This is a genomic window from Petropleomorpha daqingensis, assembly GCF_013408985.1.
GTDB classification, from domain to species: Bacteria; Actinomycetota; Actinomycetes; order Mycobacteriales; family Geodermatophilaceae; genus Petropleomorpha; species Petropleomorpha daqingensis.
The window spans coordinates 1,682,807-1,697,294 of sequence record NZ_JACBZT010000001.1 but is presented as its reverse complement, the minus strand read 5'-3'; the positions used below and the strand labels follow the sequence as shown (position 1 = coordinate 1,697,294).

The following is a 14,488-nucleotide window of genomic DNA, read 5'->3' as shown; positions in this document are numbered from 1 at the left end:
CCCGGCGCGGCAGACTGGGGGAGTGACCCCAGCGCACACGGACGATCCCCCCACGGACCCCTCCGGCCCCCGGCCGGAGGGGTCCGTGGCGTCTGCGGCCCGGCCGGATCCCGAGTGGCCCGACCGCGTCGTCCCCACCTGGGTCGACCCCGTCGCCGTGCAGGCCAGCGAGGCCGTCGGCGGACCGTGGGGGCGCTACGCCGTCACGGGGCGGGCGCTGTTCTGGACGCCGCTGCGGATCTGCCTGCTGTTCACCACGCTCGTGCTGGCCGCGGCCTGGATCAAGCAGGTGCCCTGCGCCAGCGGCAACTGGGCGGGCTTCGTCCAGTACACGCACTTCTGCTACTCCGACAGCGTCCCGCTGTTCAGCCTGCGCGGTCTGGGCAGCGGACAGGTGCCCTACCTGGACTCACCGGTCGAGTACCCGGTGCTCACCGGCGGCTTCATGGCGCTCGCGGCAGGCATCTCGGGCGGCTACGACGAGCTGGCCCGCTCCTTCGGGCTGCTGCCGCAGGTGCCGGCGGTGGAGAGCTACTACGTCGTCACCTGCCTGCTGCTCTCGGCCTGCGCGTTCCTGATCACGCGCGCGGTGCTCGGCCTGTCCGGACGGCGGCCGTGGGACGCGGCGATGGTCGCGCTGTCACCGCTGCTGTTCGTGCACGCGTTCACCAACTGGGACCTGTTCGCCGTCGCGCTGTCCACTCTCGGGCTGTGGGCGTGGGCGCGGTCCCGCCCCGCGCTGGCCGGCGTCCTGATCGGCCTGGGCGTCGCCGCGAAGCTCTACCCGGTCCTGCTGCTGGGGGTGCTCTTCCTGCTCTGCCTGCGCGCCGGACGGTTGCGCCCCTGGCTGCGCGCGGTGATCGCCGCCGGAGTCACGTGGCTGGTCGTCAACGGACCGATCGCCGTCCTCGCCCCGGCGAACTGGGCGCGCTTCTTCGCCCTCAACGGCAGCCGGCCGGCAGATCCGGACACCATCTGGAACCTGCTCCTGGCGGCCACCGGCCAGCGGCTGTTCGACGGGCCGCTGGCGGAGGGGCAGACGCCGACGGTGCTCAACATCGTCATCGCCGTCGTCCTGCTGCTGTTCGTCCTCGGCATCGCCTGGCTGACGCTCGCCGCTCCGACGCGCCCGCGGGTGGCGCAGCTGGCCTTCCTGGTCGTGGCCGGCTTCCTGCTGCTGAACAAGGTGTGGAGCCCGCAGTACTCGCTGTGGCTGCTCCCGCTGGCGGTGCTGGCCCGGCCGAAGTGGCGCTCGCTGCTGCTCTGGCAGGCGACCGAGGTGCTGCTGTGGGTGCCCCGGCTGCTCTGGTACCTGGGCACGCAGAACAAGGGCATCGAGGTCGAGTGGTTCTTCCTCGCCGTCGGCATCCGGGACGTCGCCGTCGTCACCCTGATGGCGCTGGTGGTGCGCGACATCCTGCGCCCGGACGAGGACGTCGTCCGGCGCTCGTGGCCCGGCGTCGACGACCCGGCGGGCGGCGTGCTCGACCACGCCCCTGACCGGTTCGTGCTGCGTCGGCGGTCAGCCGGCGAGCGCCTCGCGGAGGGCCGCGATCTCCCCGGCGTGCGCGGCGCTGTCCCCCGGGGTCTCCAGGACGACGGGGCAGCCGGCGGAGCGCGCGACGCCGACGAGTAGCTCGGTCGGGATCTCGCCGTCCTCGAGCGGGGCGTGCCGGTCGCGGCTGGAGCCCTGCGGGTCGCGGCTGTTGTTGAGGTGCACGAGGTCGACCCGGCCGGTGATCGCCCGGACGTCGTCCACGGCGGTCTCGAGGTCCCAGCCGGCGGCCCAGGCGTGGCAGGTGTCGAGCACGAAGCCGGCGCCGAACTCGCCGATCGCCTCCCACAGCCGGCCGAGGGCGTCGAGGTCGCGGGTCATCGCGTTGCCCCCGCCGGCGGTGTTCTCCAGGAAGATCGGCAGGGGGAAGCCGCCGTCGTCGGCCTGACGGCTGAACGTCTTGCGCCAGTTGTCGACGCCGACCGCGGGGTCGTCCTTGGCCAGCACGTGGCCGCCGTGCACGACCATCCCGAAGGCGCCGACGGCCGCGGAGGCCTGCGCGTGCGCGGCCAGGAGCTTGCGGCTCGGGATGCGGATCCGGTTGTTCGTCGTCGCCACGTTGAGCATGTACGGCGCGTGGACGACGACCAGGACGTCGCTGGCCTTGAGCGCCTCGGCGTCCGGACGGGGCTTCGGCGTCGCGTAGCTCTGCGGATCGGTCAGGAAGATCTGCACGCCGTCGGCGTCCATCTCCGCCGCGCGGGCGAGCGGACCGCCGTCGACCAGCTCGTTCTCGTCGGTGAGTCCTGGGCCGATGTGTACGCCGATCGGGTGAGTGGCCACGGTGACCGACCCTAGTTCGGCCGCAACTTCAGGTTTAGCCGTAACTCCGCACACACATCATCGTTCTTGCAGCGTGACGGGGGTTACTCGCTGGTAACAGGCGCCAGGAGCGGCGCCGGTGGACGCGGAGGTACGGAGCAGATGGCAACCGGTCGGATCACGCGCAGCGCGCGCCGCGGCCTCGCGGCGATCGTGCTGGGCTGGCTGGCGATCCTCGTCGGCTCGGTGCTGCTCGCACCGAGCGCCAGCGCTGACCCCACCGCCAAGGTCGAGATCAAGGACCTGACACCGCCGCTGGTGTCGGTCGACGCCGGCGGCAAGGTCACCTTCGTCAACCTCATCGAGGACAAGACGGTGCAGGTCGGCGGCGGCGGGCTGATCCCCTCGCTGGTCACCGCCACCGTCCACACCGACGTCGCGCTCGGTCTGCCCTCCGGCGCGCACCCGCTGAAGAAGGGCGAGTCGTGGGCCGAGACGTTCCCGTCGTCCTGCGTCGGCTGCACGATCACCTACACCTACCGGGTCACCGTCCCTGACAGCTCGATCGTCGGCACCGTGCTCAACTCGGTGACCGGCCAGGCGATCGCGGCCATGCCGCAGAACCAGGTCGTCAACTACAACGGCCAGCAGACGACGGTGGCGATCGGCGTCCCGACGCCGTTCATCGTCAACACCCTGCTCCCGCTGCCGAACCTGCCGAGCGTGAACCTGCCGCAGGTCCCGCAGGTGACCGTCCAGGTGCCCGCGCTCGGCGGCACGACGATCCCGCAGGCGAGCGGGGGCGTGCCCGGCACGCAGACGATCACGACGACGACCACGACCGGCACGACGGCGCAGAGCGTGCCCGGCACCCAGTACACCTACGACACGGGTGCGGGCGCGCCGCAGATGGCACCGGTGGACACCGCCGCTGCCGCCGCGTTCGACCCCTCGCGGTTCTCCGCCCCGGGCAGCGGCACGCCGAGCGGTTCCTCCTCTGCCGCCGGTGGGGCCGGCGGGGTGGCCGGGCAGTACGACGGCGCATCGGTGCCGGTGTTCGGCCAGCTGGCCGGTCTGAACGGCTCGGACCTCGAGGAAGCCGACGCCGCCGCGGCCGCCCCGGGTGCGGCGTCGGCCCCGGCGCTGCCCGTGCCGGCGCTCGCGGCCGTGGTCGCGCTGGCCGCCGTCACCGCGGCTCTGGTCCGCACGCACCAGGCCCACCGCGCCGCGCAGCAGGTGCACCGCGGTCGCTGAACGACCCGTTCGCTCGTCACGCGGCCGTCGTCCCCTCACGGGTGACGGCGGCCGCGTTCCACGTGGAACGCGGCCCTCCCTGTGGACGGCGGGCGGGGCCTTCTGCGGCGCTGGTAGCCTTGTCGCTGCGCGTTCCGGCACCGCCGGGGCGCGCGACGCGTGTACGACCCTCCTGCTGCAGACCGACTGCAGCCGCCCAGACCAGAGGAGGTGGGGTTCTCCGTGCGTCACTACGAACTGATGGTCATCCTCGACCCCGAGCTCGAGGAGCGGACGATCGCTCCGTCGCTCGACCGGTTCCTGACCGTCATCACCAAGGCCAACGGCACCATCGGCAAGGTGGACATCTGGGGCCGTCGCCGGCTCGCCTACGAGATCAAGAAGCAGATCGAGGGCATCTACGCCGTCATCGACATCGATGCCGAGCCCGCGGCCGTGGCCGAGCTCGACCGGCAGCTCAACCTGAACGAGTCGGTGCTGCGCACGAAGCTGATGCGGCCCGAGGTCCACTGACCATGGCCGGCGAGACCGTCATCACCGTCGTCGGCAACCTGACCGCCGACCCGGAGCTGCGCTTCACGCCCTCGGGCGCCGCCGTCGCCAACTTCACCGTGGCCTCGACGCCGCGCACCTTCGACCGCCAGTCCCAGGAGTGGAAGGACGGCGAGGCGCTGTTCCTCCGCTGCAACGTGTGGCGGCAGGTGGCCGAGAACGTGGCCGAGTCGCTGACCCGCGGCTCGCGGGTCATCGTGAGCGGCCGGCTCAAGCAGCGCTCCTTCGACACGAAGGAAGGCGAGAAGCGCACCGTCATCGAGCTGGAGGTCGACGAGATCGGCCCCTCGCTCCGGTACGCCACGGCCAAGGTCACCCGCGCCTCGCGCGGTGAGGGCGGCGGCGGCTTCAGCGGTGGCGGCGGCGGTGGTGGCTTCAGCGGCGGCGGTGGCGGTGCCAGCGACCCGTGGTCGACGCCCGCCGGGCCGTCCGACGAGCCTCCCTTCTGATCCTTCCTGAACCCCTTTTCGACTTTTCTGGAGAACTCCGGTGCCCAAGCCACCCGTTCGCAAGCCCAAGAAGAAGGTCTGCCAGTTCTGCAAGGACAAGGCGACCTACATCGACTACAAGGACACGGCCCTGCTGCGGAAGTTCATCTCCGACCGCGGCAAGATCCGTGCCCGCCGCGTCAGCGGCAATTGCAGCCAGCACCAGCGGGACGTCGCCACGGCCGTGAAGAACAGCCGTGAGATGGCCCTGCTGCCCTACACCTCCACGGCGCGCTGACCATGACCACCATGAAGCTGATCCTGACGCAGGAGGTCACCGGTCTCGGGTCCTCCGGCGACACCGTCGAGGTCAAGGGCGGCTACGGCCGCAACTACCTCCTGCCCCGCGGGCTGGCCATCAAGGCCACGCGCGGTGCCGAGAAGCAGGTCGACTCGCTGCGCCGGGCGCGGGCCGCTCGTGAGGTCCGCTCGCTCGACGAGGCGCAGGCCCTGGCCGGCAGCCTCTCCGGCCTGACCGTCCGGGTGCCAGCCCGCGCCGGTGACGGCGGCCGCCTGTTCGGCCGGGTCACCACCGCCGACGTCGCCGCGGCCGTCACCGCCGCCGGTGGCCCGGAGCTGGACCGGCGCCGGATCGACCTGCCCAGCAGCATCAAGACCACGGGCCAGCACACCGTCACCGTGCGGGTGCACCCCGAGGTCACGACCCAGCTGGTCATCGACGTCGTCGCCGCGTAATAAAACACCCCGTCCCCCTCACCCCTCGCACGCTCGGGGTGAGCCTCTGGACGGGGCCCACCGCCCGCGAGGGGCGTCGGACTCCGGTCCGGCGCCCCTCGCGGCGTTCACGGCCCGGTAGCGGCCGCCGCACCGACGGCGGTGGCCTCGATCTCCACCATCAGCTCGGGGAAGGCGAGGCGGGTGACGCCGACCAGCGTGCTCGTCAGCGAGCCGCCCGCGGCCTCGAAGCGCTTCGTCATGGCCTCCCAGGCGCCCAGCATCGCGTCGACGTCGGTGGTGAAGACGTTGATGCGGACGACGTTCGCCAGCGTCATGCCGGCCTCGCGCAGCACCGTCTCGATGTTGTCGACGGCGAGCGAGGCCTGAGCGGCCATGTCCCCGATGTGCTGCGGGGAACCGTCGGCCGCCGCGGCGGCCTGCCCGGAGAGCACGAGCACGCGGCCGGCGCCCTCCACCAGCTCGCCCTGGTTGAAGCCGAAGGCCAGCGACCAGGGCCAGGGGTTGATAGGCGTTCGGGTCAGGGTCATCGCGGCTCCCTCCGCTCACGTCCGGCCCCGCCGGCCGGGGTGCCGACCATGCTGGACCCCCTGACCGGCCGCCTGGCGGGTCTGGAGCGTCTCGTCCGGAGGCCCCTCAGGGGCTGTGGACGGTGGGACGGATGAGCAGCGACGGGCAGTCGCCGCGACACGCCGGGGGACGACGCGCGGACGATTTTGGGACTTTCTCCGGTCCACAGGCCGTGAGCGGCGTTCGTGCAGGTGACAGGCCCGATGACGGGAGATGTCCGGCAGGTGTCCCCGCACTTCTCCACATGTCGACATGCGTCCGTCCACCGACTTGTCCACAAGTTGTGCAGAACGACGTCCCCACCGGTGTTGGACTGGTCCGTCCGCGCTTCCTAACGTCCTCTCTCGCTGCTGCCGGAGCGCGCGAAGTTGTCGGTGCCCGGCGGTAGACACGACCCGAACACACGTTCGAGTCTTTGCGTGTCGCGTCCTGGTGCTTCCCCCACCAGACCCCCGTCAGCGACGGGGGTCTGTTCGCGGGTGCGCAGGTGAGTGGATGGAGGGGTCCGGCGTGGCGATCGCCGACGAGTTCAGCAGGCCGACCCCGTCGGCGCCCGAGTACGACCGGCAGCCGCCGCAGGACGTCGCGGCCGAGCAGTCGGTGCTCGGCGGCATGCTGCTGAGCAAGGACGCGATCGCCGACGTGGTCGAGGTCCTGCACGGCAACGACTTCTACCGCCCGGCCCACCAGGTCATCTTCGACTGCATCCTCGACCTCTACGGCCGCGGTGAGCCGGCCGACGCCATCACCGTGTCCGCGGAGCTCAACCGCACCGACCAGCTGTCCAAGATGGGCGGCGCGGTGTACCTGCACACGCTGATCCAGTCGACCCCGACGGCGGCCAACGCCGGCTACTACGCGGCGATCGTCGCCGAGCAGGCGGTGCTGCGCCGGCTGGTCGAGGCGGGGACCCGCGTGGTGCAGCTCGGGTACGGCGCCGCCGGCGGGCGCGGGGACGTCGACGACATCGTCGACCGCGCCCAGCAGGAGATCTACGACGTCACCGAGAAGCGGATGTCCGAGGACTACTCGCGCCTCGAGGACATCCTGCAGCCGACGATGGACGAGCTCGACGCCATCGCCTCCCGCGGCGGCGTCAGCCGCGGTGTGCCCACCGGCATCCGCGACCTCGACGAGCTGACCAACGGCCTGCAGGCCGGCCAGATGATCGTCATCGCCGCTCGTCCGGGCGTGGGCAAGGCGCTGGCGCTCGACACCCCGATCGCGACGCCCGACGGCTGGACCACGATGGGCGAGATCCGCGTCGGCGCCCGGGTCCTCGGTTCCGACGGCCGGCCGACGACTGTCGTGGCCGCCACCGGGGTGATGGTCGACCGTCCCTGCTACGAGGTCCACTTCTCCGACGGCTCGGTGATCGTCGCCGATGCCCAGCACCAGTGGCTCACCGAGACCCGTGCCAGCCGTAAGTCCGCCCAGGCCGCCGCTGCCGGCTACAACGGCTACCGCAGCCAGAGGACGTTCGCGGAGGTGCGGACCACTGAAGAGATCGCCCGGACGGTCCGCTGCGCCACCAAGGACGCACGGCTCAATCACTCGGTGACGAATGCCGCGCCGTTGGACCTGCCTGCGACCGACCTGCTGCTCCCGCCCTACGCCCTGGGCGTCTGGCTCGGCGACGGCACGTCCGCTGCAGCGCAGTACACCAGCGCGGATCCGGAGATCGCGGCCTACATCGAGGCCGAGGGCCTCGTTGTCGACCAGACGAACGTCGACCGCCGCTACGCGATGCGGCTGCCCGAGCCGGCCGCCATCATCGAGCGCGCCTGCCCGATGTGCGGGCGTCTCTTCGCGCCGAAGACCTCGCAAGTGCAGACGTGCGGCAAGACCTGTGGCGGTGCTCTGCGCGCCAGCGGCGGAGTGGGGCGCCGGGCGACCTGCCCGGACTGTGGTGGACCGTCAGCTGGTCTCCTCCAGTGCCAGGCCTGTCGGGACGACCACGGAACCGTCAAGGCGCTTCTCCGCAAGGTCGGCGTGCTGAACAACAAGCACATCCCGATCCAGTACCTCCGTGCATCCGAAGCTCAGCGACGGGCACTGTTGGCCGGTCTGCTCGACACCGACGGCACGGTCACCCCCGGAGGCGCCGTCCAGTTCGCCGTGACCAGCCGACGACTGGCCGAGGACACTCGTGAACTCATCGCGAGCCTTGGTCACCGAGTGCGGATGACCACCAAGCGGGTCCGCGGCCGCAGCGAGGACTCATCGACCGCCTACACGCTGACGTTCAGCACGGACGACCAGGTCTTCAAGCTCGTTCGGAAGCAGATCCTGCACAAGGAGCGGGGTGCGCGAACGTTCACCGCGCGCGGAACCCGCTTCATCACGGACGTCCGCCGGATCGCGAGCGTGCCGGTGCGGTGCATCCAGGTCGACGCGGGGGACCACCTCTTCCTGGCGGGGCGCAGCTTCATCCCGACGCACAACTCGACGCTCGGGCTGGACATCGCGCGCTCGGCGGCGATCAAGAACCACCAGGCGACCTGCATCTTCTCGCTGGAGATGAGCAAGCACGAGATCACCATGCGTCTGCTCTCGGCCGAGGCGAAGGTGCCGCTGCACCACATGCGCGCCGGCACGCTGTCCGACGAGGACTGGTCGAAGCTGGCCCGCCGCATGGGCGAGGTGGCCGACGCACCGCTCTACATCGACGACTCGCCGAACATGACGATGATGGAGATCCGCGCCAAGGCCCGGCGGCTCAAGCAGCGCAACGACCTCAAGCTCGTCGTCATCGACTACCTGCAGCTGATGACCTCCGGGAAAAGGGTTGAAAGTCGTCAGCAGGAAGTGTCAGAATTCTCCCGGGCACTGAAGCTTCTGGCGAAGGAACTCGAGGTTCCGGTCATCGCGATGAGCCAGCTCAACCGTGGCTCTGAGCAGCGGCAAGACAAAAAGCCAATGCTTTCTGACCTTCGCGAATCGGGTTCGATCGAACAAGATGCGGATATGGTCATGATGATCCACCGCGAGGACATGTACGAAAAGGAATCCCCTCGCGCCGGAGAAGCGGACATCATGCTGGTGAAGCACCGTAATGGTCCGACGGCAAATGTCACGGTCGCATTCCAGGGCCACTACAGCCGCTTCGTGGACATGGCCAACTGACCCGGCCCTGAACGCCCCCTCCGCCCCGGCGGAGGGTCCGTTCGTCGTTCCGGACCCGCAGGACGGCGCGCGCCGAGGCTTGGCAGAGTGACCCCGTGCGCGTCGGAGAGCTGCAGGTCACCGCCCTGACCGACGGGACGTTCATCGCCCGACCGCGCTACTTCGGCCCCGATGCGGTGTCCCACGCACGATCCGACGTCTTCGACCGCGCCGGTGCGGCGTGGCTGCCGATCGGCAGCTTCCTGGTCCGCGCCGGCGGCCGGACGATCCTGGTCGATGCCGGCCTCGGGCCACAACTGCAGCAGCTCCCCGAGGACATGTACCTCGTCGGCGGGCAGCTGCTGACCGGCCTGCGCGCCGCCGGGGTCGACCGCGAGGAGATCACCGACGTCGTCTGCACGCACCTGCACGCCGACCACGTGGGCTGGCTGTTCGACGAGCAGGCCGTACCGGTCTTCCCCGCCGCGACGATCTGGTTCGGTGCCGGCGACTGGCACCACTTCGTCGACGGCCCCGGTGAGATGGCGCCGCACATCGAACGCGGCCTCCGCGGCTCCGCCCAGCTGAAGCTGCTCGACCAGGACACGACCGTGGCCCGCGGAGTGGACGCCATCATGACGCCGGGCCACACACCCGGGCACCTCTCCGTCGCCCTCGACGGCGGCCCGGAGCGCTTCCTGCTCCTCGGTGACGCGATCACCTGCCCGGTGCAGCTCGAGCAGCCCACCTGGCACTCGATGGGCGACGTCGACCCCGCCCTCGCCGAACGGACCCGTGAGCGTCTCTGGCAGGCCCTCGCCGATCCCCGCACGACCGGCGTGGGAGCGCACTTCCCCGAGCTCCGGAGCGGCCGGGTCACCTCGACGGAGCCCCGCCGCTGGGACGCCGCGACCTAGGAGTTCCAGAAGTACTCGTCCGGCGTCTCGTCGCGGGCGTACGAGCGGATCTGGTCGTGCGTCGCCACGAACCGCTCCACGCCGTCGACGCCCTCCACCTGCACGATGACCGGCCGGTGCTGCGGTCGGGCCACGTCCTCCAGCACGCGCCGCGCCAGGTCCTCCACCGCCCTCGCCGCCGTCCGGCCTCGACCGGAGATCTCGACGCCGTCGACGACCACCGTGGCCCGCCGACCCGAGTCGTCCAACCCCGCCCGCAGGTGCATCGGGGTTCCGAGCGGCGTTCTCTCGCGCCGCAGTTCGTCGGCGAGCGCCGCCCGTCGGGTCGCGGTCAGCAGGCGGAACTGCATGTCCAGCACCACCTGCGCCTGCTCGGGGCTGACCTCGAATGCCTCGGCAACCCGCTGCCGCGCCTCGTCCTCGTCCGCCGCGGCGAGCAGCACGTCGAGGGTCCGATGAGGATCGGCCAGCGCCGCGCTCACGGCCTCCAGCGCGTCACGATGTTCCACGTTTCGCCTCCCAGAGATCCCGCACCAGTGCCACCTCGGCGCCGTGGTGGATCAGCTCGTCGAGCACGTGCAGCACGAATGCGCGGCGGGTCGAGTCGGCATGAGGGCCGCCGACCGGCCCGATCGGCTCCGCCAGTGACGATTCCGGCACGGCCGACAGCACCGTCGTCCACACCGCGAACGCGGCATCCAGCGCGAGCAGCGCACCGGCGGCGTCCGCCGCCGGCCCCGGCCCCACCGGGCCCGGCACCCCGAGCCACGTGGCGTTGCGCTCCTCCGCGAGCAGGTCGGCGATGTGCCCCAGCCGCCAGGCGATCGTCGCCACCCCGGGCGCGGGCTCCCACGTGAACTCGTCGTCCGGAAGTCCGCTCAGCCGATCCCGCAACCGCGAGAACGCGTATCGACCCAGCTCCGCCAGGTCCTCCTTCTCCGACGGCATGGCGCGGACCGTAGCGGGCATGGGCCCCAGGTGAGCGACTGGATCCGGCACGCCATCTGGTGGCAGGTGTACCCCCTCGGCTTCGTCGGCGCCGAGCGCACCGCCCTCCCGGACGGCGAGCCCGGCAGACCCCGGCTGCGGCAGCTCGAGGCGTGGCTCCCCCACCTGCTCGAACTCGGCTGCAACGGCCTCGCCCTCGGGCCGGTCTTCGAGTCGGGCACCCACGGCTACGACACCGTCGACCACTTCCGCGTCGACCGCCGGCTCGGCACCGAGGACGACCTCCGGCACGTCATCGCCGCCTGCCACGACAGCGGGGTCAAGATCCTGCTCGACGGCGTCTTCAACCACGTGGGCCGCGGCCACGCGAGATTCCGCGACCTCCTCGAGCACGGCCCGCAGCACCCCTCGGCCGCCTGGTTCCACGTGGATGGGGACGGCCCCGACGGCTTCGGCTACCGCACCTTCGAGGGCCACGGTGGCCTGGTCACCCTCGACCACGGCAACCCCGAGGTCGTGGACCACGTCGTCGAGGTCCTGACGACGTGGTGCGACCGCGGCGTCGATGCCTGGCGGCTCGACGCCGCCTACGCCGTCCCGCCCGAGTTCTGGCGCGAGGTCCTGCCACGGGTCCGCGAGCGGCACCCCGACCTCTGGGTGGTGGGTGAGGTCATCCACGGCGACTACGCCGACTTCGTCCGGCGCTCCGCAGTCGACTCGGTCACCCAGTACGAGCTGTGGAAGGCCGTCTGGAGCTCCCTCAACGACCGCAACCTGTTCGAGCTGGCCCACGCCGTGCAGCGGCACGGCGAGTTCGCCCGCGCCTTCCTCCCCCAGACCTTCGTCGGCAACCACGACGTCACCCGCCTGGCCAGCCGGCTCACCGACCCCCGGCACATCCGGCTCGCGGTCGCGCTGCTGTGCACGCTGCCGGGCGTCCCCACCGTCTACTACGGCGACGAGTGGGCGCTGCGCGGCGTCAAGGAGGACAGGGAGGGAGGGGACGACGCCGTCCGCCCCGCCTTCGCCGCACAGCCCGAGCGCCCGGAAGGCGAGGCGGCGGCCACCGAGGAGCTGCACCGCCGGCTGATCGGCGTCCGCCGGCGCAACCCCTGGCTGGCCGGCGCCACGATCGGCGAGCCCGACCTGCTCACCAACGACGTCCTCGCCTTCGCCCTCACCGCCGGGGACGAGACGCTCGAGGTCGTCCTCAACGTCGGCGACGTCCCCGCCGACGTCCAGCTGCCGTTCGAGGGCCGGGTCGAGGACGGCGACGGCACGGTCGACGACAGGAACGCCCGCGTCGAGCCGCACGCCTACCTGCTCGTCCGGCCCCGCTGATCCACGGCGGACCGACATCTGCCGTTCAGCGGATTGTCAGACCCCTCCGCCATCGTGCTCCCCATGCACGACGAGACGCGCGAGAGCGGCTGCCGCGAACGCATCGGCACCCACGCGTGGGTGCGACTCCCCGCACCGGAGGACCTCCGGCTCCTCACGACCTCGGTGGCCCGCCGGCGCGCCTGGCACCGCCGCCCTTAGACCGGGTGGCGCGGAGTCCGGTCCCGGACCGTCCGGACCCGCGCCACCCGTGTGCCACGTGAAACGTCAGGCGGGCCGCAACACCGCCACGAGGAAGCCCGATTCGCCCGGGAAAGGCCGCAGGTCCCACGTCGACAGCAGCACGTCCGGGGCCCAGCCGGCCGCCTCGGCGTCGACGAGGAACTCCGCGTGGTCGTAGCCCCGACCACCCCCGAACCCGATCGCCGCGCGGCCCGCGGGCGCGACGTGGGCGAGCAGCCGGCGCAGCACCTCCCGCCGGGTCGACGGCGCGAGGAACGTCATCACGTTGCCGGCGCAGACGATCGCGTCGAACCCCGCCGGGATGCCCCGAGCGGGCAGGTCCAGCTCCGCGAGGTCGCCGACCAGCCAGGTCGGCCCCGGGTGGTCGGCCTCCGCGGCCTCGATGAGCACCGGGTCGACGTCCACCCCGACCACCTCGTGCCCGGCCTCGTGCAGGAACGCGCCCACCCGGCCCGGCCCGCAGCCGGCGTCCAGGATCCGCGCGCCCCGGGGCACCAGGGCGTCGATGAGCCGCGCCTCGCCGCCCAGGTCCTTGCCGGCGGCCGCCATGTCGCGGAAGCGCTGCACGTACGCCGCCGAGTGCCCGGGGTCCTCCCGCGTGATCCGCGTCCAGGTGCTCGGTTCGGTCATCCCGTCTCCTCCATCGTCCTCACCCGCCAGTCCGGCGGATCCGCGGCCTGCAGCGCCGGGTCGTCGGCGGCGAGCGTCCGCACCGGCCCGGGCGGGGTCAGCGGCCCCTCGAACCGCACGGTCACCCGCCCCAGCCCGCGGCCCCACACCCAGCCGGCGCCCAGGTCGCCGTGCTGGACGTCCTGCCCGGGCCACCACCGGCGCTCTGGGGGCGGCAGCGGCTCGTCGACCGCCGCGGGCAGCTCGTCCTCCGCCTCGAGGACCGGTTCGGCGTCCTCGGCGAACAGGTCCCCCTGCGCGTACACCGACAATCCCGAAACCCCGACACCGAGCAGGCGAAGCCCGCCGCCGGCGCCGGCCTCGGCCAGCAGCCGCCGGGCGATCGCGGCGATCGTGCACGCGTCGTCGGTCGGCTGCGGCAGGGTCAGCGACCGGGTCAGCGTCGTGAAGTCGTAGCGCCGCAGCTTCAGCGTCACCGTCCGGCCCGAGATCGCGCCCTTCCGCAGCCGTTCGCCCACCCGCGCGGCCATCCCGTCGATCTCCCGGCCGAGGACGGCGAGATCGGTCAGGTCCCGCTCGAAGGTCTCCTCGTGCGACACCGACTTCGCCTCGCGGTCCGGGACGACGGCCCGGTCGTCCTCCGCCCGCGCCAGCGCGTAGAGCCCCGCCCCGTGCGCCTTGCCGACCAGCGCGACCAGGTCCGGCAGCGACTTGGCGGCCAGGTCGCCCACCGTCCGGACGCCGACCGCGTGCAGCCGCTCCGCCGTCGCCGGCCCGACGCCGCCCAGCCGGGTCACCGGCAGCGGGTGCAGCACGTCCAGCTCGGTCCCGGGCGGGACGACGACCAGCCCGTCCGGCTTGTCCATGTCCGACCCCAGCTTGGCCATGAGTTTCGACGAGCCGATGCCGACCGAGCCGGTCACCCCGCCGGTCGCGGCCGCGATCCGCTCCTTGAGCCCCCGCGCCAGGGCGGTGACGCCGTCGACGGACAGGTCGTGCCCTTCGCCCGCCGCGAGGTCGACGTACGCCTCGTCGATCGAGACCTGCTCGACCAGCGGCGACAGCCCGCGCAGCAGCTCCATGACGACCTCCGACGTCCGCCGGTAGGCACTGAACCGGCCGCCGAGGAACGCCGTCCCCGCCGGGCAGCGGCGGCGGGCCTCCGCCGTCGACATCGCCGAGCGGGCCCCGTACGCGCGCGCCTCGTACGACGCCGTCGCCACGACTCCACGCCCACCGACGCCGCCCACGACCACCGGCCGGCCCCGCAGCGAGGGTTTGTCCCGCTGCTCCACGGCGGCGAAGAAGGCATCCAGATCCAGGTGCAGGACGCTCGCCTCCCGCCGCACGTCCCGCACCTCCTCGACCCGCGGCCGTGAGGGCCGCGCCATGAAGATGATCCCCGGCGCTCAAGTTCCTCCGCACGG

At 72.1% G+C, this 14,488-nt stretch carries 15 protein-coding genes; 9 read left to right on the top strand and 6 right to left on the bottom strand.

What is annotated here, in order from left to right; all coding sequences use genetic code 11:
- Positions 1-85 precede the first annotated feature (85 nt).
- Entirely contained in the window at positions 86-1,636 is a 1,551-nt protein-coding gene (locus GGQ55_RS08415; protein ID WP_366489005.1) for a glycosyltransferase family 87 protein, read from the top strand.
- On the opposite strand, the gene GGQ55_RS08410 is transcribed toward GGQ55_RS08415, so the two are convergent.
- On the bottom strand, positions 1,523-2,338 hold the full coding sequence (locus GGQ55_RS08410; protein ID WP_179716009.1) for a deoxyribonuclease IV: 816 nt from the start codon (positions 2,336-2,338) through the stop codon (positions 1,523-1,525). The two genes, GGQ55_RS08415 and GGQ55_RS08410, sit on opposite strands and share 114 nt — an antisense overlap.
- Before the next feature lie 141 nt (positions 2,339-2,479).
- On the opposite strand from GGQ55_RS08410, the gene GGQ55_RS08405 reads away from it, so the two are divergent.
- The 5 genes from GGQ55_RS08405 to rplI all read left to right on the top strand — a co-directional run bounded on the left by GGQ55_RS08405 (position 2,480) and on the right by rplI (position 5,307).
- Positions 2,480-3,571 carry a hypothetical protein gene (locus tag GGQ55_RS08405; RefSeq protein ID WP_179716007.1) on the top strand — a complete coding sequence of 364 codons (1,092 nt, stop codon included), beginning with the start codon at positions 2,480-2,482 and terminating at the stop codon, positions 3,569-3,571.
- A gap of 222 nt (positions 3,572-3,793) precedes the next feature.
- Positions 3,794-4,084: a 30S ribosomal protein S6 gene (rpsF, locus tag GGQ55_RS08400; RefSeq protein WP_179716005.1), complete on the top strand. Its 291-nt coding sequence runs from the start codon at positions 3,794-3,796 to the stop codon at positions 4,082-4,084.
- Positions 4,085-4,086: 2 nt separating this feature from the next.
- Positions 4,087-4,572, top strand: coding sequence for a single-stranded DNA-binding protein (locus GGQ55_RS08395; protein WP_179716003.1), 486 nt, complete (start codon positions 4,087-4,089; stop codon positions 4,570-4,572).
- Positions 4,573-4,612: 40 nt separating this feature from the next.
- A complete protein-coding gene (rpsR, locus tag GGQ55_RS08390; RefSeq protein WP_179716001.1) occupies positions 4,613-4,849 on the top strand; it encodes a 30S ribosomal protein S18 in 237 nt (78 codons plus the stop codon).
- Between the two features lie 11 nt (positions 4,850-4,860).
- Positions 4,861-5,307: a 50S ribosomal protein L9 gene (gene rplI / locus GGQ55_RS08385; protein WP_179715999.1), complete on the top strand. Its 447-nt coding sequence runs from the start codon at positions 4,861-4,863 to the stop codon at positions 5,305-5,307.
- Positions 5,308-5,414: 107 nt separating this feature from the next.
- On the opposite strand, the gene GGQ55_RS08380 is transcribed toward rplI, so the two are convergent.
- The gene (locus tag GGQ55_RS08380) at positions 5,415-5,837 is read right to left on the bottom strand and encodes a RidA family protein (protein WP_179715997.1); all 423 of its coding nucleotides are present in this window, start codon (positions 5,835-5,837) and stop codon (positions 5,415-5,417) included.
- A gap of 550 nt (positions 5,838-6,387) precedes the next feature.
- Between GGQ55_RS08380 and dnaB the strand changes: the two genes are divergently transcribed.
- Together dnaB and GGQ55_RS08370 are read left to right on the top strand one after the other, a co-directional pair.
- Entirely contained in the window at positions 6,388-9,003 is a 2,616-nt protein-coding gene (dnaB, locus tag GGQ55_RS08375; RefSeq protein WP_179715995.1) for a replicative DNA helicase, read from the top strand.
- Positions 9,004-9,098: 95 nt separating this feature from the next.
- The gene (locus tag GGQ55_RS08370) at positions 9,099-9,899 is read left to right on the top strand and encodes an MBL fold metallo-hydrolase (RefSeq protein WP_179715993.1); all 801 of its coding nucleotides are present in this window, start codon (positions 9,099-9,101) and stop codon (positions 9,897-9,899) included.
- Here GGQ55_RS08370 and GGQ55_RS08365 read toward each other — a convergent pair.
- Both GGQ55_RS08365 and GGQ55_RS08360 read right to left on the bottom strand, forming a co-directional pair.
- Positions 9,896-10,408, bottom strand: coding sequence for a hypothetical protein (locus GGQ55_RS08365; RefSeq protein ID WP_179715991.1), 513 nt, complete (start codon positions 10,406-10,408; stop codon positions 9,896-9,898). The genes GGQ55_RS08370 and GGQ55_RS08365 overlap by 4 nt on opposite strands.
- Positions 10,395-10,847: a DinB family protein gene (locus GGQ55_RS08360; protein WP_179715990.1), complete on the bottom strand. Its 453-nt coding sequence runs from the start codon at positions 10,845-10,847 to the stop codon at positions 10,395-10,397. Before GGQ55_RS08360 ends, GGQ55_RS08365 begins: the two co-directional genes overlap by 14 nt.
- Before the next feature lie 30 nt (positions 10,848-10,877).
- Between GGQ55_RS08360 and GGQ55_RS08355 the strand changes: the two genes are divergently transcribed.
- Positions 10,878-12,188: an alpha-amylase family protein gene (locus GGQ55_RS08355; RefSeq protein ID WP_179715988.1), complete on the top strand. Its 1,311-nt coding sequence runs from the start codon at positions 10,878-10,880 to the stop codon at positions 12,186-12,188.
- A 267-nt stretch (positions 12,189-12,455) separates the two neighbouring features.
- Here the strand turns inward: GGQ55_RS08355 and GGQ55_RS08350 are convergent, their stop codons facing one another.
- On the bottom strand, positions 12,456-13,061 hold the full coding sequence (locus tag GGQ55_RS08350) for a class I SAM-dependent methyltransferase (RefSeq protein WP_179715986.1): 606 nt from the start codon (positions 13,059-13,061) through the stop codon (positions 12,456-12,458).
- Positions 13,058-14,452: a DNA polymerase IV gene (locus GGQ55_RS08345; RefSeq protein WP_218859212.1), complete on the bottom strand. Its 1,395-nt coding sequence runs from the start codon at positions 14,450-14,452 to the stop codon at positions 13,058-13,060. The genes GGQ55_RS08350 and GGQ55_RS08345 overlap by 4 nt, the downstream gene beginning before the upstream one ends.
- Positions 14,453-14,488: the final 36 nt, after the last annotated feature.

What these genes read in the sequence shown, in the direction of transcription:
- GGQ55_RS08345 (WP_218859212.1), bottom strand. Translation starts at nt 14,452, where the DNA reads ATGGCGCGGCCCTCACGGCCGCGGGTCGAGGAGGTGCGGGACGTGCGG.
- GGQ55_RS08360 (WP_179715990.1), bottom strand. Translation starts at nt 10,847, where the DNA reads ATGCCGTCGGAGAAGGAGGACCTGGCGGAGCTGGGTCGATACGCGTTC.
- GGQ55_RS08405 (WP_179716007.1), top strand. Translation starts at nt 2,480, where the DNA reads ATGGCAACCGGTCGGATCACGCGCAGCGCGCGCCGCGGCCTCGCGGCG.
- rplI (WP_179715999.1), top strand. Translation starts at nt 4,861, where the DNA reads ATGAAGCTGATCCTGACGCAGGAGGTCACCGGTCTCGGGTCCTCCGGC.
- GGQ55_RS08350 (WP_179715986.1), bottom strand. Translation starts at nt 13,061, where the DNA reads ATGACCGAACCGAGCACCTGGACGCGGATCACGCGGGAGGACCCCGGG.
- GGQ55_RS08380 (WP_179715997.1), bottom strand. Translation starts at nt 5,837, where the DNA reads ATGACCCTGACCCGAACGCCTATCAACCCCTGGCCCTGGTCGCTGGCC.
- GGQ55_RS08395 (WP_179716003.1), top strand. Translation starts at nt 4,087, where the DNA reads ATGGCCGGCGAGACCGTCATCACCGTCGTCGGCAACCTGACCGCCGAC.